Source organism: Cyanobium sp. ULC065 (assembly GCF_977927515.1).
Genome location: NZ_OZ376393.1, coordinates 2,740,423 through 2,765,030 on the forward strand (window position 1 = coordinate 2,740,423; position 24,608 = coordinate 2,765,030).

23 protein-coding genes and 1 pseudogene are annotated in these 24,608 nt (G+C 67.0%); 16 read left to right on the plus strand and 8 right to left on the minus strand.

Annotation, left to right across the window (positions count from 1 at the left end):
* Window positions 1-100: 100 nt before the first annotated feature.
* From serA to ACXMDP_RS13645, 4 genes are all read left to right on the plus strand, one after another.
* Window positions 101-1,687, plus strand: coding sequence for a phosphoglycerate dehydrogenase (gene serA / locus ACXMDP_RS13630; RefSeq protein WP_094512701.1), 1,587 nt, complete (start codon window positions 101-103; stop codon window positions 1,685-1,687).
* Between the two features lie 53 nt (window positions 1,688-1,740).
* Window positions 1,741-2,649, plus strand: a complete 909-nt coding sequence (gene prmA / locus ACXMDP_RS13635) for a 50S ribosomal protein L11 methyltransferase (protein ID WP_457767234.1) — start codon at window positions 1,741-1,743, stop codon at window positions 2,647-2,649.
* 145 nt (window positions 2,650-2,794) lie between these two features.
* Entirely contained in the window at window positions 2,795-3,094 is a 300-nt protein-coding gene (locus tag ACXMDP_RS13640) for a ferredoxin (RefSeq protein WP_094512700.1), read from the plus strand.
* A gap of 134 nt (window positions 3,095-3,228) precedes the next feature.
* Window positions 3,229-3,663, plus strand: a complete 435-nt coding sequence (locus ACXMDP_RS13645) for a hypothetical protein (protein ID WP_259729807.1) — start codon at window positions 3,229-3,231, stop codon at window positions 3,661-3,663.
* 168 nt (window positions 3,664-3,831) lie between these two features.
* Here the strand turns inward: ACXMDP_RS13645 and psbV are convergent, their stop codons facing one another.
* Both psbV and rnz read right to left on the minus strand, forming a co-directional pair.
* Entirely contained in the window at window positions 3,832-4,353 is a 522-nt protein-coding gene (psbV, locus tag ACXMDP_RS13650; RefSeq protein ID WP_259729808.1) for a photosystem II cytochrome c-550, read from the minus strand.
* 127 nt (window positions 4,354-4,480) lie between these two features.
* Window positions 4,481-5,431: a ribonuclease Z gene (gene rnz / locus ACXMDP_RS13655; protein ID WP_094512698.1), complete on the minus strand. Its 951-nt coding sequence runs from the start codon at window positions 5,429-5,431 to the stop codon at window positions 4,481-4,483.
* 122 nt (window positions 5,432-5,553) lie between these two features.
* Between rnz and ACXMDP_RS13660 the strand changes: the two genes are divergently transcribed.
* Window positions 5,554-6,999 (plus strand): SpoIID/LytB domain-containing protein, encoded by a 1,446-nt coding sequence (locus ACXMDP_RS13660; RefSeq protein ID WP_457766948.1) that lies wholly within the window; start codon window positions 5,554-5,556, stop codon window positions 6,997-6,999.
* Window positions 6,957-7,799: a glucosamine-6-phosphate deaminase gene (locus tag ACXMDP_RS13665; RefSeq protein ID WP_259729810.1), complete on the plus strand. Its 843-nt coding sequence runs from the start codon at window positions 6,957-6,959 to the stop codon at window positions 7,797-7,799. The genes ACXMDP_RS13660 and ACXMDP_RS13665 overlap by 43 nt, the downstream gene beginning before the upstream one ends.
* 49 nt (window positions 7,800-7,848) lie before the next feature.
* Here the strand turns inward: ACXMDP_RS13665 and ACXMDP_RS13670 are convergent, their stop codons facing one another.
* Window positions 7,849-8,697 carry a YebC/PmpR family DNA-binding transcriptional regulator gene (locus ACXMDP_RS13670; protein WP_259729811.1) on the minus strand — a complete coding sequence of 283 codons (849 nt, stop codon included), beginning with the start codon at window positions 8,695-8,697 and terminating at the stop codon, window positions 7,849-7,851.
* Between the two features lie 49 nt (window positions 8,698-8,746).
* Window positions 8,747-9,673, minus strand: coding sequence for a tRNA pseudouridine(55) synthase TruB (truB, locus tag ACXMDP_RS13675; RefSeq protein WP_259729812.1), 927 nt, complete (start codon window positions 9,671-9,673; stop codon window positions 8,747-8,749).
* A 129-nt stretch (window positions 9,674-9,802) separates the two neighbouring features.
* Here truB and ACXMDP_RS13680 point away from each other — a divergent pair, with 129 nt between their 5' ends.
* The gene (locus ACXMDP_RS13680; protein WP_094512694.1) at window positions 9,803-10,546 is read left to right on the plus strand and encodes a queuosine precursor transporter; all 744 of its coding nucleotides are present in this window, start codon (window positions 9,803-9,805) and stop codon (window positions 10,544-10,546) included.
* Window positions 10,547-10,620: 74 nt separating this feature from the next.
* Entirely contained in the window at window positions 10,621-11,385 is a 765-nt protein-coding gene (locus ACXMDP_RS13685) for a class I SAM-dependent methyltransferase (protein WP_259729813.1), read from the plus strand.
* 273 nt (window positions 11,386-11,658) lie between these two features.
* Here ACXMDP_RS13685 and rpmA read toward each other — a convergent pair whose 3' ends face one another.
* Together rpmA and rplU are read right to left on the minus strand one after the other, a co-directional pair.
* Window positions 11,659-11,922: a 50S ribosomal protein L27 gene (gene rpmA, locus ACXMDP_RS13690; protein ID WP_094512693.1), complete on the minus strand. Its 264-nt coding sequence runs from the start codon at window positions 11,920-11,922 to the stop codon at window positions 11,659-11,661.
* A gap of 51 nt (window positions 11,923-11,973) precedes the next feature.
* On the minus strand, window positions 11,974-12,372 hold the full coding sequence (rplU, locus tag ACXMDP_RS13695; RefSeq protein WP_259729814.1) for a 50S ribosomal protein L21: 399 nt from the start codon (window positions 12,370-12,372) through the stop codon (window positions 11,974-11,976).
* Between the two features lie 177 nt (window positions 12,373-12,549).
* Between rplU and ACXMDP_RS13700 the strand changes: the two genes are divergently transcribed.
* From ACXMDP_RS13700 to kaiC, 3 genes are all read left to right on the plus strand, one after another.
* Window positions 12,550-13,428: a circadian clock protein KaiA gene (locus ACXMDP_RS13700; RefSeq protein ID WP_259729815.1), complete on the plus strand. Its 879-nt coding sequence runs from the start codon at window positions 12,550-12,552 to the stop codon at window positions 13,426-13,428.
* Window positions 13,425-13,781: a circadian clock protein KaiB gene (gene kaiB, locus ACXMDP_RS13705; protein WP_094512690.1), complete on the plus strand. Its 357-nt coding sequence runs from the start codon at window positions 13,425-13,427 to the stop codon at window positions 13,779-13,781. The genes ACXMDP_RS13700 and kaiB overlap by 4 nt, the downstream gene beginning before the upstream one ends.
* Window positions 13,782-13,847: 66 nt before the next feature.
* Window positions 13,848-15,389 (plus strand): circadian clock protein KaiC, encoded by a 1,542-nt coding sequence (kaiC, locus tag ACXMDP_RS13710; protein WP_094512689.1) that lies wholly within the window; start codon window positions 13,848-13,850, stop codon window positions 15,387-15,389.
* A gap of 26 nt (window positions 15,390-15,415) precedes the next feature.
* Here the strand turns inward: kaiC and nblS are convergent, their stop codons facing one another.
* Together nblS and purD are read right to left on the minus strand one after the other, a co-directional pair.
* Window positions 15,416-17,452, minus strand: coding sequence for a two-component system sensor histidine kinase NblS (gene nblS / locus ACXMDP_RS13715; RefSeq protein WP_259729853.1), 2,037 nt, complete (start codon window positions 17,450-17,452; stop codon window positions 15,416-15,418).
* Between the two features lie 140 nt (window positions 17,453-17,592).
* Window positions 17,593-18,902: pseudogene (purD, locus tag ACXMDP_RS13720) on the minus strand (phosphoribosylamine--glycine ligase).
* A gap of 59 nt (window positions 18,903-18,961) precedes the next feature.
* On the opposite strand from purD, the gene ACXMDP_RS13725 reads away from it, so the two are divergent.
* The 5 genes from ACXMDP_RS13725 to fabZ are packed head-to-tail and all read left to right on the plus strand — an operon-like array spanning window position 18,962 to window position 24,607.
* Complete coding sequence (locus ACXMDP_RS13725; protein ID WP_259729817.1) at window positions 18,962-20,089, plus strand: hypothetical protein; 1,128 nt, start codon at window positions 18,962-18,964, stop codon at window positions 20,087-20,089.
* A complete protein-coding gene (gene purC / locus ACXMDP_RS13730; RefSeq protein WP_259729818.1) occupies window positions 20,086-20,841 on the plus strand; it encodes a phosphoribosylaminoimidazolesuccinocarboxamide synthase in 756 nt (251 codons plus the stop codon). The genes ACXMDP_RS13725 and purC overlap by 4 nt, the downstream gene beginning before the upstream one ends.
* A 43-nt stretch (window positions 20,842-20,884) precedes the next feature.
* Window positions 20,885-23,290: a BamA/TamA family outer membrane protein gene (locus ACXMDP_RS13735; RefSeq protein WP_259729819.1), complete on the plus strand. Its 2,406-nt coding sequence runs from the start codon at window positions 20,885-20,887 to the stop codon at window positions 23,288-23,290.
* Window positions 23,290-24,141, plus strand: coding sequence for a UDP-3-O-acyl-N-acetylglucosamine deacetylase (gene lpxC, locus ACXMDP_RS13740; RefSeq protein ID WP_259729820.1), 852 nt, complete (start codon window positions 23,290-23,292; stop codon window positions 24,139-24,141). The genes ACXMDP_RS13735 and lpxC overlap by 1 nt, the downstream gene beginning before the upstream one ends.
* Window positions 24,134-24,607, plus strand: coding sequence for a 3-hydroxyacyl-ACP dehydratase FabZ (gene fabZ, locus ACXMDP_RS13745; RefSeq protein WP_369803020.1), 474 nt, complete (start codon window positions 24,134-24,136; stop codon window positions 24,605-24,607). Before lpxC ends, fabZ begins: the two co-directional genes overlap by 8 nt.
* Window position 24,608 lies beyond the last annotated feature (1 nt).

Sequence of the window (24,608 nt, forward strand, 5' to 3'; positions counted from 1 at the left end):
CTCTTTGCTGAGCGCAGGAGCTGTGGCGGCGGATCACTACACTTCACCCCCTGCGGTGTCTGGCGCGTTCCGGACCGCTCCTTCCCCAACGTCGCGGGTCATGACAAAGGTTCTGGTTTCCGATCCCATCGATCAGACGGGCATCGACATCCTCTCCCAGGTGGCCCAGGTGGATGTGCGCACCGGCCTACCGCCCGACCAGTTACTCAGCATCATCGGCGACTACGACGCTCTGATGATCCGCTCAGGCACTCAGGTGACCGCCGAGCTGATCGCAGCAGCTCCACGCCTCCGCATCATCGGTCGTGCCGGTGTCGGTGTCGACAACGTGGATGTGCCCGCCGCCACCCGGCAGGGGGTGCTGGTGGTGAACTCGCCCGAAGGCAACACGATCGCCGCCGCAGAACATGCGCTCGCCATGATGCTGTCGCTCTCGCGGCACGTGCCCCAGGCGCACGCCAGCACCATGGCCGGTGGCTGGGACCGCAAGAAATACGTCGGCAACGAGCTCTACAAGAAGAAGCTCGGCGTGGTGGGCCTCGGCAAGATCGGCTCCCATGTGGCCCGGGTGGCCAAGGCGCTCGGCATGGAGGTGCTCGCCTACGACCCGTTCATCTCCACCGAGCGGGCCCAGATGCTCCAGGTGCGGTTGATGGCGGTCGCGCCCCTGTTCGCCGAAGCTGATTACATCAGCCTGCACCTGCCCCGCACCCCGGACACGGAGAATCTGGTCAACGCCGAACTGCTGGGTTCGATGAAACCCACCGCCCGGCTGGTGAACTGTGCCCGTGGCGGCATCGTGGATGAGGCCGCCCTGGCAGCTGCGCTGGAAGCCGGCACCATCGCCGGGGCGGCGCTGGATGTGTACGCGAACGAGCCGCTGAAGCCCGATTCGCCGCTGCTGGCCGTGCGCGATCGCCTGATCCTCACGCCCCACCTGGGCGCCTCCACCGAAGAGGCCCAGGAAAATGTGGCGATCGATGTGGCCGAGCAGATCCGCGATGTGCTGCTGGGCCTGCCGGCCCGCAGCGCCGTGAACATCCCCGGCATGACCCCGGAGGTGATGGAGCGACTCAAGCCCCACCTGCAGCTGGCCGAAACCCTGGGCCTGCTGCTCAGTCAGATGGCCGGGGGCTCGGTGCAGGAGCTGGAGGTGCGGCTGCAGGGCGAATTCGCCAACCACCCCTCCCAGCCGCTGGTGGTGGCCGCGCTCAAGGGGCTGCTCTCCAGCGCCCTCGGCGACCGCATCAACTACGTGAACGCCTCGCTCGAGGCGAAGGGGCGTGGCCTGCATGTGCTGGAAGTGAAAGACGACTCCAGCCGTGATTTCGCCGGTGGTTCGCTGCAGCTCACCTCGCGCGGTTCCCAGGGCAGCCACACCGTCACCGGGGCGGTGTTCGCCGATGGTGACCTGCGCATCACCACGATCGATGAGTTCCCGGTGAACGTGGCCCCCAGCCGCCACATGCTGTTCACCCGCCACCGGGACATGCCCGGCATCATCGGCCACCTCGGCTCCCTGCTCGGCGAGCACAACGTGAACATCGCCTCGATGCAGGTGGGCCGTCGGATCGTGCGCGGCGATGCGGTGATGGTGCTCAGCCTCGACGACCCCATTCCGCCAAGCCTGCTCGCCTCGATCGGCAAGATCAACGGCATCCAGGAGGCGCACCCGGTCACGCTGTGACCGGCGACCCGACGGCCGCACGGCTGAGCGACCACCGCTGGTGGCGCCTGGAGATGGCGGCTCCGCCGGAGCTGGAGGAGTCGCTGCTGTGGAAGCTGCAGAGTCTGGGGATCTCCCGGGTGGCCGTGCGCCATCACCCCAGCACCCCCGACCAGCACCAGCTCGTGGCCTGGCTGCCGGCGATCGACTGGCCCGAGTGCGAACGCGCCCGGCTACCTGAGGCCCTGGCCCCACTGGCGGCCACCTTCGATCTACCCCTGCCCCCGCTGGCCTGGGCCCTGCAGGACGACGAGGACTGGAGTCTCAGCTGGAAGCAGCACTGGCAAGCTGATCCGGTGGGGGAGCGGCTGCTGATCCTGCCCGCCTGGCTGGAGGTGCCCGACGACCAGACCCACCGCCTGGTGATCCGCATCGATCCCGGCAGTGCGTTCGGCACCGGCAGCCACCCCACCACCCGGCTCTGCCTGGAGGCCCTCGATCAGCTGGCGCAGCAGACCGGCGGCGCTCTGACAGGCCGGCGGGTGGCCGATCTCGGCTGCGGCAGCGGCATCCTCGGCTTCGGCGCCCTGCGCCTGGGTGCCGCCTCCCTGGCCGCCACTGACAACGATCCGCTGGCGGTGAGAGCCACCCGGGAGAACGGCCGTCTCAACGGCTTCAGCGAAGGGCCTGACGGGCTGATGCAGGTGGCGCTGGGCTCGGTGGAGGAGCTGGCCGAGCTGTTGGCCGGGCAACCGGCCGACATCCTGCTCTGCAACATCCTGGCGCCGGTGATCGCGGAGCTGGCCGTGGGATTCACGTCGGTGCTGGCGCCCGATGGCGTGGGGTTCCTGAGCGGCCTGCTGGTGGATCAGGCGCCGGCGCTGGAGAGCACCCTCGCCTCCCTGGGCTGGTTGGCCGAGCTGATCGCCGACGAGGGCGGCTGGGGGGTGATAAGGATCCAGCAACAGCCTCCTGTCATATAAATCACGCTTATCCGTGCTCACCCTTTGATTGCGCTTCCGGGGCTCCCACCCCAAGACCGCCGCCATCGCCCCTGTCCGATGTAGGAAGGTGCGGTCCTACAGGCCCGGATCCTCCAGGAGCCTGTGAGCCCCAAATTTCCCTTCCATGGCTTCCTACAAGGTCACCCTCATCAACGAGAGCGAGGGCCTCAACAAGACCATCGAGGTTCCCGATGATCAGTACATCCTGGATGCTGCTGAAGAGCAGGGCATTGACCTCCCCTATTCCTGCCGCGCTGGCGCCTGCTCCACCTGCGCCGGCAAGCTGACCTCCGGCACCGTTGACCAGTCGGACCAGAGCTTCCTCGACGACGACCAGATCGAAGCTGGCTTCGTGCTCACCTGCGTGGCCTACCCCACCTCCGACGTCACCATCACCACCCACGCCGAAGAAGAGCTCTATTGAGCCGACGGCCCTTACCCGCCGCCAGCCCGGCAAATGTCGGCCGCTCTCCACATCCAACAGGCGGAACTGATCGCTATCCGGCGCGCCGCTTGTTTCCTTTCTCCTTCTCTGCCACCCTTCGGGGTGGCTTTTTGATGGCCTTGCAGGTCGACAATCTCCAGGACCACGGCAGCGAACATTGCAGCCCCGGGGGCCAGTACAGCTACCGCGTGATCGGAGCGTGCTGCCGCCTGTTCGACCGGGAAGAGTTGCCGTGGCCCTGCTGCCGCCTGGCCTGGCGCAGCAAGGAACCCAGCTGGCGTCGCATCGGCCGCCGCTTTGTGGCCGATCTGGCCTCGCGGCGTTGCCCCTCCTATGCGGTGGAGGTTCTGGAGCCGGGCTCCCGCCCCACCCGCACCGTGATCACGCTGTTTCCGCTGCGCCTCTCGCCGGCGCTCCAGGAGTGGTGGTACAGCAAGCAGCCCGCCTCGCTCGATCCCGCCTGCCAGCGACCACCTGCCGCCTCGGCCGGTAGTGCGGATCCCAACGACCCGGCAGCCTCGCCCCCCGTCTCCCTCTCAGGCCTCTGAGATGAGCCGCGGGAGCAGCGGCGCATGAACCGCATGCAGTAGTGCTGCACCGCTGCCAAAAAAAAGCCCCCTGGGCAAGGGGGCTGTGGCGTTGATTGGCCGGTAGAGCCTGCCGGTGGGCGAGGCTCAGACGTGCACCTGGCACGGATAACGGATATAGGCCTGGATTCAGAAGTAAACCTTGCCGCCACCCCACTGGGTGCCGCTCACTTTGGGGGCCACCAGGATGTAGCCGGCGATCAGGCGGAGGTCGTCGTCGCTGAGATCGCGCATTTTGACGAACACATCGCTGCTGCGCATGCTCGGGTGGACGTCGGCGATGCTGTATTCACCGTCGTAAGAGGTGGGGTCCTTGATGTAGTCAACGAGGGAGTCGACCGAGTTGCGCGGCGGGGTGGCCAGGGCCAGGGTTTCCGGGTCGAGGCCCACGTTGTAGTTCGTCTTGGTGACACCGCCGGCGTGACAGGTGCCGCAGCTGTCGTTGAACAACTTGCGACCACTCTTGATCTCCGATTCGCTGAAGGTGACCAGGCCACCATCCGGTGTGCCGCTGACCGTGAGCGTTTCTGCATCCCATTGGGCGGCCTGCAGAGGAGCCACCCAGACTCCGAAGGTCAGCAGCAATCCCAGCGGCACCACCAGCAGAAGGCGGGCGATCGACCGGAGGGCGGCGGGAAGGGAAAGGGCCATGGAGGGAGCTGGCGAATTGGCGGTGGACACCGCACCTGAGACCTTGTATCACGGGCGAAGGGCACTCCGGGGCGGGATCAAGAACTGTTGCAGGCACAAGCGGCCCGGCCAACCCGCGGCCTGTGCCTCAACCCTCGTCGGGGTTGACCTCAAGGGTGAGGAAATCCTTGGCCACCAACGTGTTCGGGAAGATCGCCCTTGCCTCGTCGAGCAGATCATCGGGGGTGACCGTGTTGCCCTGCACGTAACGGGGGCTCAGGTGGGTGAGCGCCAGGGTTTTCACCCCGGCGAGGGCCGCCGTCTGGGCCGCCATGGTGCTGGTGGAGTGCTGCCGTTGGAACGCCATCTCCGCTTCCCCGTGAGCAAAGGTGGATTCGTGCACGAGCAGATCGGCGCCTCGCGCCAGCTCCACCGCCGCTTCGCAGAACACGGTGTCGGTGCAGTACACGAAGGTGCTCCCGGGCCGCGCCGGCCCGCACAGCCGCTCTCCATGGATGATCCGCCCGTCCTCGAGCGTGACGCTCCGACCCGCCTTGAGCTCGGCGTAGATGGGGCCGGGCGGGATGCCCAGCGCGCGGGCCTGCTGCACATCGAAGCGCCCGGGGCGGGGCTTCTGCTCCACCCGGTAGCCGTAGGCGGGGATGCGATGGGTGAGCGGCGCGCAGCGCACGATCAGATCGTCATCGTCGAGCAGCACCGTGCCGGCAGTGGCGGCCTCGCGTACCCGATGGCTGGCCAGGGGATAGCCGATGCGCGTCGATGAGGTTCGCAGCACGCCTTCGAGGTAATCGCGCAGGGGGTCGGGGCCGTAGAGATCGATGCCCTGGCAACTGCCAGCCATGCCCAGGCTGGCGAGCAGACCCGGCAACCCAAAGATGTGGTCGCCGTGCATGTGGGTGATGAAGATGCGCCGCAGCTGCGACACCCGCAGGTCGCTGCGGAGGAATTGATGCTGGGTACCTTCGCCGCAGTCGAACAGCCACAGCTCGGCGCGTTGTGGCAGCCGCAGCGCCACGGCCGACACGTTGCGGGCCCGGGTGGGAACGCCCGAACTCGTTCCGAGGAAAGTGACCTGCAAGCCAGTTGCGCTTTGCCGCATGCTGCCACGTCGATCACTGGCCGGCGGAGGGCTGGCGCGGTGCCCGGATCGTCGTGACAATGACCCCCTTGTGAGCTCCGCTGCTGGTCGCCATGGCTGGGATGTTCGCCCGCTCGGCGCTGCCGAAGGCCTTCCATCGGTCCGCTGCACCTTCACTGGCGCCACGCCTTGGCCTTGCCGGCCTGGCAATGCCTCTGGCCTGGGCGATGCTGCCCGGCCTGCCAGCGGCCCATGCCCAGCAGCCGGCCATCCGGCCGGTGCCCCAGACGGCCAGCGCCAGTCCCGATCCGAGCCTGCGGGTGCTGCTGCTGGAGACGGCGGAGGTACGGGTGGGCGGCGCCAGCGGCCTGCGCCTGCTTGATGCCAGCGGCCGAGAACGGCTGCGCCTCCCCGAAGGCGGTGCCATTGCCCTGCGCCCTGCCGGCAGCGGCGTGCGGGTGGAGGTGGTGGCGCCCCGGGGGCTGGGCACGGCGCCTGCATCGCTGAGCCTGGCGGAGCTGTGGATCGATGCCGGCCAGTCCCCCGGTGGCGACGCCGTGCTGCAGCTGAAGAACCGCGCCTACCGGGGACGGCTGGTGGTGCGCCCGGCCGCCTCCGCGTTGCGGGTGGTCAATGTGGTCGCCCTCGAGACCTACCTTCCCAGCGTGGTGGGAAGCGAGATGCCCGCCAGCTGGCCCCTGGAGGCCTTGCGGGCCCAGGCCGTGGCGGCGCGCACCTACGCCCTCCGCCAGCGCCGCCCCGACCAGCCCTTCGACCTCAAGGCCACCGTCAGCAGCCAGGTCTACAAAGGGGTGGAGGCGGAGACCGCGTCCACCAGGGAGGCGGTGCGCGGCACCCGCGGATTGGTGCTGACCCACCAGAACGCCCTGATCAATGCGGTGTTCCACAGCAGTGCCGGTGGCACCACCGAAAACAGCGGCGATCTGTGGCAGCGCCAGATGCCCTATCTGGTGAGCGTCGCCGACTTCGATGAGGCCTCACCGGTGAGCCGCTGGCGCCAGGAACTGCCGCCGCCGCTGCTGGCCCGCGCCTTCGCCGAACTGGGCGGGGTGCAGCGCATCGACATCCTCTCCACCACCGCCAGTGGCAGGGTGCGGCAGGCCCGCGTGGTGGGCCCCAGTGGCCAGCTTCTGGTGAGTGGGGCGGAGCTGCGCAGCCGGCTGGGCCTGAAGAGCACGCTGGTGCGTTTCGAGGCAGCCCCCTTCAGCTTCACTGAGCCTCAGGTGCCGCCTTCCACCTGGTTGTCGGCCACGGGCGTGCTGCTCTCGCTGCCAGCGCCGCCGCCGCTGCTACCTCCCCTCAACCCCACGCTGGTGGCGGTGGGACGGGGCTTCGGCCACGGGGTGGGCATGAGCCAGTGGGGGGCCCTGGCTATGGCCCAGCGCGGCAGCAGCTTCCAGGAGATTCTCCGCCACTACTACCGCGGCGCCCAACTGCGTCCGTACGGTGACATCGCCACACCACGTCTGGCGGCGGATGCGGGCTCTGCATCAGGCTCCTCACCATGGAGTCCCCGCCACACGGCCCTGCGTTCCGCTCGCCTCTGAGCGCGCCGGCCCTACCCTCTCTTTGCCCTGAATCCATCGCTCCGATCCCCGGTTGGCACCACCGGCTGGAGGTGTTTCCGGATGGGGAGCAACTGAGCGAGGCGGTGGCAGAGGCCCTGTTCGACCAGTTGCTGCGCCCTCAGGCCCTGCCGCTGGGGCTGGCCACGGGTCGCACGATGGTGGCGGTGTACGGCGCCCTGCGGCAGCGCATCGCGGCGCTGCCGCCTGCGGAGCGGGCCCGCCTGCTGGCCGGATGGCGCAGCTTCAACCTCGATGCCTACGTGGGCCTGCCCCGGCACGATCCCCGCAGCTTCGCTGCTGAGATGGAGGCCCGGCTGATCGCACCGCTTGGTCTCGCTCCGGAGCAGGTGGCCCTGCCTGATGGCCTGGCCGCCGACGCTCAGGCCGAAGCCGTCCGCTACAGCACCGCGCTGGAGGAGGCCGGCGGCATCGGCCTCCAGCTGCTGGGGCTCGGCAACAACGGCCATGTGGGCTTCAACGAACCCCCCTGTGAGGCCAGCCAGCGCTGTCATGTGGTGGAGCTCGATGCCGCCACCCGCGCCCAGAACGCCCCGGCGTTCGGCGGTGATCCAGAGGCCGTGCCGCGGTGGGCGATCACGCTCGGTCTGGCGGAGATCCTGGCGGCGCAGCGGATCCTGCTGGTGGTGAGTGGCTCTTCCAAAGGGCCGATCCTGAGACGGCTACTGCAGGAGCCCCCCAACGCCCAGCTGCCGGCCAGCTGGCTGCAGCAGCACCCGCGGCTCCGGCTGATGGTCGACCGGGCTGCGCTCACTGGCTGAAGCCAGCACCTGCCGGCTCACCTCCCCGCCAGCGACGGCAGGCCAGCCATCACGCCAGGAACGCTTCGATCAGGGCCTCGTCGGCCTCCAGGTTGGCGGTCACGCTGCGGACGTCATCGAGGTCGTCGAGGGCATCGAGCATGCGCAGGCAGTGGCGCAGCGCCTCGGACTCCTCCAGGCGGCAGGTGGTGGATGGGATCCAGCGGTGCTCCCAGCCCTGCACGCTCCAGCCCTGGTGCCGCAGGGCATCCTGCAGGGCCTCCAGGTCGGCATAACTGCACACCACTTCCGCGGAGGCGTCGCCAGCTCCAGCTCCACCACGACCTCCCCCCCCAGCAGGTTCGCCCTTGCCGGCTGCCGTCCCCCCTGCCACTGGCTCGAACGTGTAGGTGAGCGCGGCGGGACCGCCTGCCATCTCCAAGACCAGCAGGCTCTCCAGCAGGGCGTTCTCCTCAAGGTGGGGCTGCGCGATCCGCACCACGCCGCGGTGCTCGAACAGGTACCCCACACAGCCCACCTCGCCCAGGTTGCCCCAGTGCTTGCTGAAGGCCAGGCGCAGGTCCGCCGCCGTGCGGTTGCGGTTGTCGGTGAGCGCTTCCACCAGCACGGCCACCCCGCCGGGGCCATAGCCCTCGTACCGGACCTCCTGAAACTGATCGCCGTCACCGCTGCCATGGCCAGCTCCCTTGGCGATTGCCCGCTCGATGTTGGTGTTGGGCAGCCCGGCGGCTCTGGCCTTCTCCAGGGCCGTCCGAAGCTGGAAGTTGCCGGCCGGATCGGCCCCGGCGCGGGCGGCCACGCTGATTTCCCGGGCCAGGCGGGTGAACACCACGCCGCGTTTGGCATCGACCACCGCCTTCTGGCGTTTGATCTGGCTCCATTTGCTGTGGCCGGCCATGGCTGGGTGCTGGGTGCGGGATCGGGAGGGAAGCGCCGACGCGGCGGCCTTAGCCGGCCGCGTCGAACACCAGTCGCGGTTGCAGGCGACCGCCCGGGGCGGTGCGGGCCATGCCGGCCAGGTGGCCCTGCGGATCGAGGATCACCACGGGCTGGTCGAGCACGCTGGGATCGAAACCGGGCCGATCGGGGCTGGAGACGGCGCTGGCGCAGAGGCTGCGGCCGCAGCGCCAGCCTGCCAGATCCGCCGCATCCAGCTGTCGCGAGGGCAGGTGCCTGAGCGGCTGGAGTGGATTGTCGAGAGCCGGCAGGGGCGCCCCGCTCTCGAGCGCCTCCAGGCTGACGCTGCCACTCAGAGAGAAGCCGAGCGCTTCGGTGCGACGCAGGCTGGCCAGGGTGCCACCGCAACCCAGGGCGTTGCCCAGGTCCCTCGCCAGGGAGCGGATGTAGGTGCCAGCGGAACAGCGCACCGTCAGCTCCAGCTGCTGGCTGGCGGGCTCCCAGCTCAGCAGCTCAAGCGCATCGATCTGCACCGGCCGCGCCGCCAGCTCCATCGTTTCGCCCCGCCGCGCCCGCGCATACGCCCGCTCCCCATCCACGTGCACCGCCGACACCTGGGGCGGTTGCTGCAGGATCGAACCGCGGAAGCGCTCCAGGCAGGCGTCCAGGTCGTCGTGGCTGAGGGCGGGCACCGGACGGCGCTCCAGCAACTCACCGCTGAGGTCGTCACTGCTGGTGCGCCAGCCGAGCTGGATCACGCCGCGGTAGGCCTTGCCACTCGGCAGGTAGGGCAGCAGGCGCGTGGCGGTGCCCAGTGCCAGCGGCAACACGCCGGTGACGGCAGGATCGAGGGTGCCGCCGTGGCCGACCCGCTTGAGCCCGTAGCAGCGGCGCACCCTGGCCACGCAGGCGTGGGAGGTGAGACCTGCCGGCTTGTCGAGCACCAGGAAGCCGCAGGGCGAAGGGGAGGTGGTCACCGCGACATCGCTGCAGATGGCAAACGCCGGGAAAGGGAAGGCCGGCGGCGGTGCATCATCGCCGCCAGGGGGTGGCAGGAGCCAGGCGGGGCTTCAGGCTGGGGTGCCTGTTCCCCCGGTACTGCGTCTGTGCCTGTGCAACACCGCCGTGATCTGGCCTTCCTGGTGCTGGCCGGCCTCTTCCTCGGCACCATGGGCATGCTCAACATCCTCGGCCTCACCCGCTTCCTGAGCCTGGGCTCGATCGGCGGCTGGCCGATCGTGGTGGCGGTGGGTGCCCTGCCCTATCCGGTCACCTTCCTCTGCACCGATCTGATCAGCGAGATCTGGGGCGAGCAGAAGGCGGGACAGGTGGTGTGGGTGGGGCTGCTGCTCAACGGCTGGATCGTGCTCATCCTCTGGCTTGGAGGGGTGCTACCTGGCCTGGCCGGCACCGACTCCAGCACCTTCTTCGAGATGCGGCGCCTGGCCTTCGGCGCCGTGGGGGCCTCCATGGTGGCGTACCTGGCGGCCCAGTTCACCGACGTGCGCCTTTTCCATTTCTGGAAGCGCTTCAGCGGCGGCAAGGCCCTCTGGCTGCGCAACAACGGCTCCACCCTGGTCAGCCAGCTGGTGGACACCACAGCGGTGGTGTTGATCAGCCACTACGCCGCCCATGTGCTGCCGATCCGCTCTGGTGAGCCGGTGCTGCCCCAGCTATGGGCGTTCATCCTCAGCGGCTACCTGTTCAAGTTTCTGGCCGCCCTGCTCGACACCCTGCCCTTCTACCTCCTGGTGGGCTGGCTGCGGCGCTGGCTTGAGGTGCCCGGCGACGGGGTGGAACTGGGCCATGAAGACCCCCGCCCACTCCCGCTCCCCCGACCGGGGCGCTGAGCCAGCCGTGAGCGGCGGCCCCTTACCCTGACGGTCTGCCAAGGGGACCAGGAGTGTCCGAGTCAACCCAGACCATGACGGCCCCATCGGTGCTGCCCAGCCTCGATGTGGAGCGGTTCCTGCGGGACGGCTTCGGCCTGTTCGACCAGCTGGCGGCCTATGTGCAGCTGAGCCCAGGCGAACTGGAGCAGCGCCTGGCCCACAGCCGCAGCGACCTGGCCGCCCTGCACCCCGGCGCCACCGGCTTCGACCCGGAACGGGTGGAGGCCTTCTACGAGGAAACGGTGGGCCACGGCCACCTGCTCGAGCTTTCGGCCTGGCACTTGGGCAGCGGCGATTACATCGCCGACACTCTGCGCCTGCAGCAGCATCTGGCCCGGGGCCAGGTGCTCGACTTCGGCGGCGGCATCGGCACCCATGCCCTGGCGGCGGCGGCGCTGCCCCAGGTGGAGCGGGTGTGGTTCGTGGACCTCAACCCCGACAACCGGGCGTTCGTGCGCCAGCGGGCGGAAGCCCTGGGCCTCGCCCATCGCCTCGGCTTCTGCCGCGATCTGAGCGATCCGTCCCTGCCGGCCGCGTTCGACACCATCGTCTGCCTGGATGTGCTGGAGCACCTGAGCCATCCGGCCGATCAGCTGGAGGTGTTCGCCTCACGCATGTCGAAGGAGGCGGTGGCCCTGCTCAACTGGTATTTCTTCAAGGGCTTCGCTGGCGAGTATCCGTTCCACTTCGATGACCCTCAACTGGTGGAGCGTTTCTTCCGCAAACTCCAGAGCCGCTTCCTCGAGGTGTTCCACCCCTTCCTGATCACCACCAGGGCCTATCGCCTCGCCGATTGACCAGCCTGGTCACCGCCGCATGCGCGGAGGCGGAGGAGAAAGACTGACCCCGGAGCGAAGCCAGACACCACAGCGGAGCCAGATCCTGTCCCACCCGGGTGTGAGCACGCACCAGGCTGGCACCCGCACCCAAACGAAAAGACCGGGAGGCTGGAGAAACAGCAGTCCCGGTCTTGAGCTGCAGTCCTGTGGCTTTCAGGATAGATGGGCCTTTTACGTTGAGCCCAGCCAGCCCTGGCCTGTGTGTTCAAGGCCAAGGCTGGCCGTTGGCGTTCAGCCCAGGGCCACGTGGATGCGCTTGCGGTTGCGGAGGCCGCGCTTGATGGTCTCGAAGTTCACGACGCCATCGATGAGGGCAAAGAGGGTGTCGTCGGAGCCGCGGCCGACGTTGTTGCCAGGCAGCACGGAGGTGCCGCGCTGACGAATCAGGATCGAACCGGCGCTCACGGTTTCACCGCCATAGCGCTTGACACCCAGCCGTTTGGAATTGGAATCGCGGCCGTTGCGGGTGGAGCCTGTGCCTTTCTTGTGGGCCATGGGGGCGAGAAAACGAAGGGTGGGCGAAAGAAGGAGGAAGTGGAGCCGGGATCAGGCGAGCGCCTTGCCCGCCACGGTGATCGACTCGACCCGCACACGGGTGAGCTCCTGGCGGTGGCCGTTTTTGCGGCGGGTTTTCTTCTTGGGCCGCATTTTGTAGACGATGATCTTGGGGCCGCGGCGATGCTCAAGCACCTTGAGCTGAACGGTGACACCACTCACATAAGGGTGGCCCAGTGTGGTGGCGCCGCTGGCGTCACGCACGAGCAGCACGTTCTCCAGGGTGACGCTCTCGTCGACCTCTGCCGCGATGCGGTCAAGGTCGTAGTAGCGGTTCGGCTGGAGCCAGAACTGCTGGCCTGAGGCCTCAGCGATCACGTAGGAGCCGGCGCCCGGCGCTGGAGAGTCTGTGCTCGGCGCTGAGGTGCCGGTGGCGGGGGTGGTGCTCATGGGTGCGAAGGCGTGGACAGGCTGCCCGCTCCTGGCCAGCGACCCTGTTGGGGATCACCGGACGGCTCGGCATTCAGGCCTGGCGCACATCCTGAAGAATGGACAAGTGTCCATCCTCCACTCCCAGAGCCCCGCCCGTCAACCTTAAGGTCTCCCAAACGTGGTTCCACGCGCCGCATGTCCCAGCCGGCCTTCACGATCGCCTCGCTGATTCGCGATCCCGGCCTTGATGCTGCCTGCGGGCAGTGGCTGCAGGAGGGGCGCTACGACGTGGTGGCGCTCGGCCTGGCCCCTGACCCCTGCGCGTTGCTGGCCGAGAGCTGGGAGAACTTTGACGCGGTGCTGCTGGAACAGGGTGCCCTGCCTGAGGCACTCGATGGTTTACGCCATCAGGGTTTGCTGCTTCCCGCCGTGGTGGTGGGCCCGGTGAGTGGGCAGCTGGATTACCACGATGCCGAGGTGCATCTGCCCGCCGACCAACTGGAACAGCTCAGCTACAGCCTGGATGCGGCGATCTCCCGCTTCCTGCGACGTGGCAACGTGGAGGGGGCTCTACCGAGCGAGCCCGGCGGCGATGGCTCCTGGAGGCTGTCAAGCCGCCTGCAGGAGCGGCTTGGCTATCTGGGGGTTTTCTATAAGAGGGACCCTTCGCGGTTTCTCCGCAATCTGCCTCCCCTGGAGCAGAAGGAGTTGTTTCTCTCCCTGGAGCGCACGTACAGAGATCTGCTGGTGAGCTACTTCAAGGACGAGGCCGCAGCGAATCAGGCATTGGAAAGCTTCGTGAACACCGCATTTTTCAGTGATCTCTCCATCACCAAGACCGTGGCCATCCATGCAAATCTGATCGACGAATTCTGGAAATTGCTCAAGCTCAAAGGACAGAAAGACGATTTCCTTCGTGATTACCGCCTGGCCCTCCTTGACGTGATGGCCCATCTCTGCGAGATGTACCGTCGATCCCTGCCCGTCAACGAGCCGGCCCCAGGGCCGCGCGCCGTCGCTGCCACCACGCTTCAGGACCTTCGATCCAACCAACCTTCTGAGGTGCACCCTTGAGCATTCGCAAGACCTACATCCTCAAGCTCTATGTGGCGGGGAACACTCCCAATTCCATGCGCGCCCTCAAGACCCTGCGCAACATTCTGGAGCAGGAGTTCAAGGGGGTGTATGCCCTGAAGGTGATTGATGTGCTCAAGAATCCCCAGCTGGCCGAAGACGACAAGATTCTGGCCACCCCCACGCTCGCCAAGATCCTCCCACCGCCGGTGCGACGCATCATCGGCGATCTCTCTGATCGGGAGCGGGTGCTGATCGGCCTTGATTTGCTTTACGACGAGCTCACCGAAAATGATCTCTTCAATCCTGAACCCCAGGCTGATGATGCCGGAGGCACGGGCCAGATTCTGTAGATCCTCCTAGTAATTTCCGGGCTTTGTTCAGCTGGGCCTTAGGTTGATGCAGGCACCAGACCAGCCATGACGGATTCTCCTTCCCATCCCCATTCGCAGATGCAGGTTCAGAAGCTTCCGACCGGGGTGGAAGGCCTTGATGACATCTGCCAGGGCGGCCTGCCGATTGGGCGTTCCACGCTGATCAGCGGCACATCCGGCACGGGCAAGACCGTTTTCTCGCTGCACTTTCTCTACAACGGCATTCATCATTTTGATGAGCCAGGCATCTTCGTTACCTTTGAGGAATCGCCCCGGGACATCATCCGCAATGCTTCCAGCTTTGGTTGGAATCTGCAGGAGCTGGTGGATCAAGGCAAGTTGTTCATCCTTGATGCTTCCCCGGACCCCGATGGCCAGGATGTGGCTGGAAGCTTCGATCTCTCGGGATTGATTGAGCGAATCAACTACGCGATCAGAAAATACAAGGCCCGGCGCGTGGCCATCGATTCAATCACGGCTGTTTTCCAGCAATATGATGCTGTGTCGGTGGTGCGTCGGGAGATTTTTCGCCTGATTGCCCGGCTCAAAGAAATCGGCGTCACCACGGTGATGACCACCGAACGCATCGATGAGTACGGCCCGATCGCCAGATACGGCGTCGAAGAGTTTGTCTCCGACAACGTGATCATTCTGCGCAATGTCCTGGATGTGGAGCGCCGCCGCCGCACGGTGGAGATCCTCAAGCTGAGGGGAACCACCCACATGAAAGGAGAGTTCCCCTTCACCATGGGGCCACAGGGTGTAGCGATCTTCCCGCTGGGCGCGATGCGCCTCACGCAGCGCTCTTCAAATGTGCGCCTGAGCTCGGGAGTACCGCGCCTCGATGAGATGTGTGGCGGTGGTTTCTTCAAGGATTCGATCATCCTCGCCACCGGTGCCACCGGCACTGGCAAGACACTGCTGGTGAGCAAGTTCATTGAAAACGCCTACAGAAACAAAGAACGGGCCATCCTCTTTGCCTACGAAGAGTCAAGGGCGCAATTGCTTCGCAATGCCACCAGCTGGGGCATTGACTTTGAGCAGATGGAGCAAGATGGCATGCTCAAGATCATCTGTGCTTATCCCGAATCCACCGGCCTGGAAGATCATCTCCAGATCATCAAAACCGAGATTGCCGAGTTCAAACCCTCCAGAATGGCGATTGATTCGCTATCTGCCCTCTCCCGTGGGGTGAGCCACAACGCTTTCCGGCAGTTTGTGATCGGTGTGACGGGATACGCGAAACAGGAAGAGATTGCTGGCTTCTTCACCAACACCTCCGAAGAATTCATGGGGAGTCACTCCATCACGGATTCCCACATCTCCACGATCACTGATACGATTCTGCTGCTGCAGTATGTGGAGATCCGCGGTGAGATGGCCCGCGCGATCAACGTGTTCAAGATGCGTGGCTCCTGGCACGACAAGGGCATCCGTGAATTCGTTATCACAGGCAACGGCCCAGAAATACGCGATTCCTTCTCCAATTTCGAGCGTATCATCAGCGGCGTGCCCCACCGTGTCACCTCCGATGAACGGGTGGAACTCTCCCGCATTGTGCGTGGTGTGGAGGATGACGCTTTCTGATCGGGATCTCTGTTCTGAGCCAGATCTCAGACAGCGCTGGCAGCGGGTGGTGATGGATGTGAGAACGCAGCACTGAATGTAGACGTGACGGCGGCTGCGTTACTTCGCTCGCCTGCAATCGCCAGTTCATCGCTGTCGGCTTGCTCCAGGGGTAGATCGAACCAGAAGGTGGTGCCAACGCCCAGTTCGCTCACCATGTGGATGCGGCTGCCGTGCTTCTCAATAATGCCTCTCACGATCGATAGCCCCAGACCCGTTCCCACTTCGGTGTGCACGGCATTCTCGACCCGGTAGAAGCGATCGAAGATCCGGGCCTGGTCTTCGCGGGAGATGCCGGCTCCTGTGTCGGCGATCTCCACCCGCAGCCGCGGCAGGGGTGAGGACAGACCGCAGCTGAGGCTGTCTTTGTCATGGACGGGGATGGAGAGGTCGATGTGGCAGGAATCAGGCCACGGATAGGCGCGCAGCCTCAGGCAGCCACCCGGCTGGGTGAACTTGAGCCCATTGCCCACCAGGTTGTCGAAGACCTGAAGCAGGAGGTCCCAGTTGCCACGTACGCGGGGCAACTGGGCATCCACATCCATCGCCAGCGTCACCCCTTTCTCATCGGCATTGAGGCGGTAATTGCGAAGGGTCTGCTCGATCGCCGGGCGCAGTTCAATCGGCTCGAGCACCCAGGTACGGTCGGATTCCAGCCTCGACAGATCGAGAACATCGTTCACGAGGCGTGTGAGACGGTCGGTTTCAGCGTTGGCGATGCCGAGGAACTCCTGGGTTTCCTCCTCACTCAGCTGGTCACGCATGTCGTGGAGGGTTTCCACATAGCTCTTGATGTTGAACAGCGGCGTGCGCAATTCATGCGACACATTGCTGATGAAGCGGCTCTGGGCGGCGTTCAGTTCAACTTCCCGGGTGAGGTCCTGGATCGTCATGGCAATCCCCTTCAGGCTTTCGCCGCTGGCATCACGCACGCTCTGCAGCACGATGCGCAGGGTGCGGGGCGGCTCGCCGAAAGTGCAGCGCACATCGCAGCTGTCCCGCTCACCGGCCAGCAAGCCATCAAGCGGGGCTTGCAGTTCCATCGCCAGGAGATCGGGCAGTTCGCTGCAGAGATCACTGCCTTCCAGGTTGCGGCCTTCCCAGCGGAACAGGCGGCGGGCCGTGGGATTCACCAGCACGATCTGACCATCGCCATCGAGCAGGGCAGCGCCGTCGGCCATGCTGGCGATCAGGGTCTGCTGTTTCACCTGGGCGGCGGTGAGTTCCTCGATGTTGGCGGCGTCGTACACCTCCAGCTGGGAGGCCATGTCGTTGAAACCATTCAGCAGTTCCCCCAGCTCGCCGCCCACAGGCAGGGCGATGCGGGCCTGGAAATCACCGCCGGCGATCGCCCGCACGCCGCGCAGCAATTCCTTCACCGGGCGGGTGATCGTGAGCGCGTTGAACACCGCCCCGAGGATCACCAGCACCCAGATCGAGATGAACACCGCCACGGTGACTTCCCGCGTCAATGCCGCACTGGCCAGCACCGCTTCATTGGGATTGATACCAAGCGCGAGTACGCCGAGGTAGCGCCCTTCGCTCACCATCGGCACGAACACATCGGTGACCTGGCCGTCTGGGCTGAGGTGCTGACGGATCAGCGGATTCTGGGAACGGCGTTGCAGATCGGCGGGCAGTTCAAGCCGGCGGCTGAGCAGCAGTTCACTGCTGCCGTTGCTGCCGCCGATCGGGATGCCGAGGTAGATCACTCCATCGGGATCGGCGAAGAAGATGTAACGCAGACTTCGGCTCGAGCGCCAGAAGCGCTCCGCCACCGCCGCCAGTTCGCGGTCGTTGGCTTCGGCCACCAGCGGGGTGACGTTCGCGGCCAGCAGCAGACCCAGGTCGCGGGCGAAGCGGGTGTCGCTCATGCGCGCATCGCGTTGGATGCCGTTGAGCGCGATGAAGGTGATGCTGGTCATCATCAGGCTCACCACCAGGGTGGCCACAGCCAGCAGCTTGGTCTGCAGGCTGAATTCGGCCCACCACAGGCCGAGCCGCTGCTGCCAGCTGAGCGGCATGGCGGCCGCGCCAGTGGTGGCGCCGCGAGCGGGGGCAGGGGACGGAGGGGTCGGGGCGGAGGCTGGAGAGGCAGACACCGGCCGGTCAGAAGAGGGCGGAAGCTCGGCGGTCACGCGCGGAACCGTCGGATAGACGCACCCTAGGGGCGGCGCACCTGGTGGCCGATGTCACGCCGGAAGCTGAGGCCTTCGAAGTGCACCTGCTCCAGGCCGCCGTAAGCGGCGGCGAAGGCCGCATCGAAATCGTCGGCCTGCGCCACCACCGCCAGCACCCGACCTCCTGCCGTGACGCAGACACCATCGGCGCCGGCCCGGCTACCGGCATGGAAGAGCTGCAGATCCGGATCCGGCGTAAGGCTGGTGGTGATCGCGTCACCGCTGCGCACCGGGCCGGGGTAGCCGGCGGCGGCAGCCACGACGCAGGCGCTGCAGCGGCCCGAGATCGTGAGCGGCGGGGCGGCATCAAGGCGGCCGCTGGCACAGGCCATCAGCACCTCGGCCAGTTCATCGCCCAGCAGGGGCATCAGCGTCTGGCACTCGGGATCGCCGAAGCGGCAGTTGAATTCGATCACCTTCGGTCCGTCGTCGGTGAGCATCAGGCCCGCGTAGATCACGCCGCGGTAATCGATGCCCCGGCCCCGCAGGGTGGCCAGGATCGGCAGCAGCACCTGCTGACGCACCAGCTCGAGCCCGGCCGCGTCCAGCAGGGGGGCCGGCGCATAGGCCCCCATGCCGCCCGTGTTTGCGCCGGTGTCCCCTTCGCCGATGCGCTTGTGGTCCTGAGCGGGAGGCAGCAGCACCATGCGCACCCCGTCGGTGAGCGCGAACACCGACACCTCCGGTCCGCTCAGGCGCTCCTCCAGCACCAGGGCGTCGCCGGCACTGCCGAAGCGCCCCGCAAAGATCTCCTCGATCGCGGCACGGGCCTCCTCAAGGCTGTCGGCCACCGTCACCCCCTTGCCGGCCGCCAGCCCATCGGCCTTCACCACCAGGGGCCGGCCATGGGACTCCAGGGCCTGCAGCGCCTGCTCGCGGCTGGTGGCGGCCCAGTAGCCCGCCGTGGGTACGCCGGCCTCCTGCATCAGCGCCTTCGCCCATTGCTTGCTGGCCTCCAGTTGGGCGCCGCCGGCCCCTGGACCGAACACCGCCAGTCCGGCGGCGCGCAGCTCGTCGGCGAGGCCAGCGGCCAGGGGTGCTTCCGGGCCCACCACCACCAGATCCACCTGCCGCTCCAGGCAGGCGGCGACCAGCCCAGGCCCATCGCTCTCGGCGATCGGCAGCGGCTCGCAGCCCTCCTGTCCGGCGGTGCCGCCGTTGCCCGGGGCTACCCACACCCGTTCCACGCCGCGGCAGCGCCGCAGGGCCCAGCCCAGGGCGTTCTCCCGGCCCCCGCCCCCACCACCAGCACCCGGCGTGGAGACGGCAGGCCATCGGTCAGGGGTGCGGACATGGAGCGGAGCGGGTGATGGGGGGCGGTTCCCTTAGGTTGTGGCCCGGTGGCCGCCTGCCGTGACCCTTCCTCTTTACATGCCGGTGGGTCCCCGCCGAAGGCTGGCCCTGCTGCTGATGGCCGGGTTGGTCATCGCCGGCAACGTTCCCGTCCAGGCCCAGACCGCGCTCCCAACCCAGCGCCAGCCCGGGTCTGCTGCCCCGGCGGCCCAGGCTCCGCCGATGGCTGCAGAACTGGCAACGCCCCAGGCCCCGGTGACGCCTGCGGTCCCGGGGCCTGGCGTACTGCCGGGAATGCCCGACGAGGACTTCGATGCTGCGCTGCGCTCCGAGGATTTCGCGGCCCTCGAGCGGGCCTGTCAGGACTCCGCCCGGTTCGATCGCAGCGACCGGCTGCGCCTGCTGCGTGAGCGCCTGGTGACCATGCGCCCGGCGCCCCAGCCCTTCGCCGTGATCCTGGTCAATGCCAATGCCCTGATCAGCTGCCTGGCACCAGAGTCGGCGCTCACCGTGCTCGACCGTTACGGCCCCGGGCAGGGCCGCGAGCGGGAGCAGTGGCTGGTGCAGCAGTGGCGCGCCGCCAACGCCGCCCTCGATCACCGCCGGGCCGCCGAGGCGCTGCGGCGGCTGGCGGCGGGCCGCGTCGCCCAGCTGGAAACGATGCCCCTGCCCCTGCGGCTACGCGAAGACGGCAGTCTCGACACCCGCTCGGCCCTTGATGTACTCGCCGGCCACCTGGAGGTGCTGGGCCGCTCGCGGGAGGCGGCGGAGGTGCTGCTGGCCGGACGGCTGCCCGGCACGGTGGCAGCCGAGCGGCTGGAGCGGGCGGTGATCTTGCTGGTGGCGGTGCCGCTGGCTGAGCGCAATGCCCTGCTGGAGCTGGCCCTCAACCAGGCGGCTGCGGATGGGGCCTGGGGGCTGGCGGCGCAGCTGCTGGATCTACAGCAGTTCGTGCAGCGCGCAGCCGGTGCCGATCCGCGCGCGGCCGCCGACCGGCGCCTGAGGCTCGCCCGTCGCATCGACGACGCCTATGGCGAATGGCTGCTGGAGCGCGCCAATCCCGAGGCGAAGCAACGCGCAGCTGCTCTTGAACGTGAGCTGCGCTCCCCCCGGGCCGCCGGTGGGCACGCCAGCCCCGCACCCGCAAACGGCCCTACCCCACCACAACCCAACTCCCTCCTGCCATGACGGCCTTTTCGATCGGTGCGCTCCTGTATGAGGGCAAGGCCAAGCGGGTGTTCGCCACCCAGGACCCCGACCTGGTGGCGGTGGACTACAAGGACGACGCCACTGCCTTCAATGCGCTGAAGAAAGCGCAGCTGCAGGGGAAGGGCGCCCTCAACTGCCGCATCTCCGCGCTGCTGTTCGAAGCGCTCGAGGCCGCCGGCGTTCCCACCCACTACCTGGGTGTGGAGGGCAGCGCCTGGATGCTGGTGCGGCCCGTGGCGGTGATTCCCCTGGAGGTGGTGATCCGAAACCGCGCGGCCGGTTCCCTCTGCCGGGAGATGCCGATCGCGCCCGGTACCCCCCTGGAGCCACCGCTGCTGGATCTTTATTACAAGGACGATGCCTACGGCGATCCGTTTCTGAGCGAGGCACGGCTGGCGAGGCTGGCGCTGGTCACGGCGCAGCAGCGCGCCGATCTGGAGGCCCTCGCCCACCGGGTGAATGGTGTGCTCCGCCCGTTGTTCGCCGGCGTAGGGCTCGAACTGGTGGATTTCAAGCTGGAGCTTGGCTTCACGGCGGATCAGCAGCTGGTGGTGGCCGATGAGATCAGCCCGGACACCTGCCGGCTCTGGGACCTCGCCACTGAGGACGCCAGCGACCGGATTCTGGACAAGGACCGCTTCCGCCAGGACCTCGGCGGCGTGATCGAGGCCTATGGGGAGGTCCTCAAACGGGTCCAAGGGGTTTGCCCTTCCCCCCGGGTCTACGGGTAAGGTCACGCCAATTTGCGGCCCGTCCGCCTTCTTCCGGAGAACCATGGGTGTCCCCCGCAACGCCCTCACCGGCGATCTCCTCTCCGTATTGGCGCGCCGGCCCAACTCCGTGGCCCTCGCCCTGAGTCTGCCGCTGCTGGGCGGCGCCACCTTGCTGGCACCGGCCAGCACTGAAGCCAAGCCGGTTGCTGGTGCTGCAGCTGCTGCCACATCACCGGCCACTTCCAGAACTGCAACCACCTCTGGTGCTCTGGCACCGACGGCCGGGATCCCGCAGGCTCCGTCCGGTGTTCTCCAGGCTCAGGCCACCCCACCGGCCTCCGGAGCCCCGGCCAGCCCAGACCCTGCCGCCCAGCCCGCACCCGCCGAGGCTCCCTCTGCCACTCCGGCCCCGGCCCCGGCCCCGGCGGCGGAGATTGCTCCGCCGGCCTCCCCCAGCGAACCGCGCGTATTGATCAGCGAGGTGGTGGTGGAGGGCCTGGACGGCCACCCGGAGCGGGAGCGGCTTGAACTCGCCGTCTACGACGCCATGACGGTGCGTCCCGGCAGCCGGGTCACCCGCTCTGAGCTGCAGACCGACCTGTCGGCCATCTATGCCAGCGGCTGGTTCTCCGATGTGCGCATCCAGCCCAAGGACGGCCCCCTGGGCGTGCAGGTGGTGGTGATCACCACAGCCAATCCCGTGCTCTCCCAGGTGGCGCTGGACACGCCCAAGGCCAAGCTGCCTCCTCAGGTGATTCAGGAGACCTTCGCCCCCGATTACGGCAAGACCCTGAATCTCAATGTGCTCAAGGGCCGCATCGACGAGCTCCAGAAGTGGTACGCCGACCAGGGCTACTCCCTGGCCCGGATCACCGGCCCCAACCGCGTCAGCCCCGAGGGCGTGGTGGAGCTCACGGTGAGGGAAGGCACCGTGCAGGGCGTGGAGGTGCAGTTTCTCAACAAGGAGGGTTCCGCCACCAACGACAAGAACGAGCCGATCCGTGGCAAGACCAAGCCATGGGTGATCACCCGGGAGATCTCGATCGAGCAGGGCGAGATCTTCAACCGCCGCCAGCTGGAAGACGACATCAAACGCCTCTATGGCACCGGCCTGTTCGGTGACATCAAGGTGACCCTGCGGCCGGTGCCGGCCCAGCCCGGCGAAGTGGTGATCGTGCTCGGGATCGTGGAGCAGTCCACCGGTTCACTCTCCGGCGGCCTCGGCTACAGCCAGAGCCAGGGGGTGTTCGGTCAGGTGCAGCTGCAGGACAGCAACCTGCTTGGCCGGGCCTGGGACCTGGCGCTGAACTTCACCTACGGCCAGTTCGGCGCCCTCACCGATCTCTCCTTCACCGATCCCTGGATCAAGGGCGACCGGTTCCGCACCGCGTTTCGCGCCCGACTGTTCGTCAGCCGCGACGTGCCCCAGATCTTCCAGTCGCAGGACGGCGGCAACATCAACACTGCCTCCGACTTCTACAAAGCGCCGGGCACCGATGTGGCCTTCAACATCAACGATTCCAATAACCCCGCCGACCGCAGCTTCAACTCGGTGGATTCCGCTGAGAACGCCTTCCCCGATACGAGCTGGTTCGACTTTGACGGCAACTCGGTGGTGTTGCAGCGCATCGGCGGCAACTTCCAGTTCGCCCGTCCGCTCAACGGCGGCGATCCCTTCAAGCGGGCCACCTGGAGCGTCGTGGTGGGTGCCAGCGTCCAGGAGGTGCGGCCGATCAACTTCGGCGGTACGTCCATGCCTTTCGGCGTGAGTACCAACAACTTCAACGGCCGCAGTGCCCCCACCGAAGACGTCATCTGCATCGCCTTCAACTGTGCCACCACCAACCAGCTGGTGGGTATCCGCTTCGCCGCCACTCGCAACACCCTCAACGATCCCCGTAACCCAACCGACGGCAACTTTCTCTCTCTGAGCACCGAACAGTTCGTATCGGTGGGCCCCGATTCCCCCACCTTCAACCGGGTCCGGGGCAGCTACTCCCACTTCATCCCGGTCAACTGGCTGAGGTTCTATAAGGGTTGCCGACCGCGGCCAGGTGAGCCCTTCGACTGCAAGCAGGCTCTGGCCTTCCAGGTGTCCGCCGGCTCCACGATCGGTTCGCTGCCCCCTTATGAAGCCTTCTGCCTGGGCGGCTCCAATTCGGTGCGGGGCTTTTTCGACTGTGACCTCGGGGTGGGGCGCAGCTTTGGTGAAGCCACGATCGAGTACCGCTTCCCGCTGTTCAGCGTGGTGAGTGGTGAGCTGTTCATCGATGGCGGCACCACCTTCGGTACCCAGGCGAACGTGCCGGGCAACCCCGGTGGGCTGCTGGGCAAACCCGGCAGTGGCTTCTCGGTGGGCACCGGCCTGATCGTGACCACACCGGTGGGGCCCCTGCGCCTGGAGGTTGCCAGCCGTGATTTCACCGGCGAGTGGCGTTTCAACCTCGGCGTGGGCTGGAAGTTCTGATGAGCCCGTGGCCGGCGGACTATGCCCGTGCCTGGACGCTGGCTTCCCCGGTCGAGATCACCGGGGTGGGACTGCACAGTGGTGCGGTGGCGCGGGTGCGACTGGAGCCCACCGAGCGCCCGGGGTTCGCGGTGGGCTGGCTGGGTCAGCCCAGCCAACCTCCAGTGCCTCTCCATCCCCGCCAAGTGGCCGACACACGTCTATGCACGGCGCTGCGCTTCGATCAGGGCCGCCTGGCCACCGTGGAACACCTGCTGGCAGCGCTGGTGGGCACGGGCCTGAGTCACGTGGACATCCTGGTTGAGGGGGAAGAAATCCCGCTACTCGATGGCTCCGGCCTGCCCTGGGTGGAGGCGATTGCGGCGGCGGGCCTGCACGAGATCGGCGAGCGGGAGCCGCTGCAGACCCTGGCAGCACCGCTCACCGTCCAGCAGGGCGTGAGCTTCGCTGTGGCCCTGCCCAGCGAGCAGCCGCGCCTCAGCGCCGCTGTGGCCTATCCCCAGGCGGCCATCGGCCAGCAATTGTTCACTCTTGAACTCACCCCACCGCGGTTCGTGGCCGAGATCGCCCCCGCCCGCACCTTCGGCTTCCTCGAGCAGATCGAACAGTTGCGCGCCGCCGGATTGATCCAGGGAGGCGCCCTTGACAACGCCCTGGTCTGCGATGGCGAGGGCTGGGTGAACCCTCCGCTGCGCTTCAGCGATGAACCAGTGCGCCATAAGCTCTTGGACTTGCTGGGGGATCTGGCGCTGGTGGGCTTGCCCATGGCCCAGGTGTTCGCCTTCCGCGGGTCCCACGGCCTGCACACGGCACTGGCGGGCGCCCTGGCCTCCCTCCCCCGAACTGCCTGACGCTCCCTTGTCCGTCTTCTCTCCCCCCGAGACCTCGCTGCTGACGAGCGAGCAGATTCTCAACCTGCTGCCGCATCGCTACCCCTTCGCCCTCGTCGATCGGGTGATCGAGCAGGAGATGGGCGTGCGCGCCGTGGCGATCAAGAACGTCACCCTCAACGAGCCCCAGTTCCAGGGGCATTTCCCCGGCCGCCCACTGATGCCCGGTGTGCTGATCGTTGAAGCGATGGCCCAGGTGGGGGGCCTGATCATCAGCCAGATGCCTGAACTTCCCAAGGGGCTGTTCGTGTTCGCCGGCATCGATGGTGTGCGCTTCCGACGTCCGGTGGTGCCGGGTGATCAGTTGCGGATCACCTGCGAGCTGATCGCCCTCAAACGCAAGCGCTTCGGCAAAGTGAAGGGGACCGTCACCGTCGATGGAGACCTGGTGTGTTCAGGGGAACTCATGTTCTCTTTGGTGGACTGAG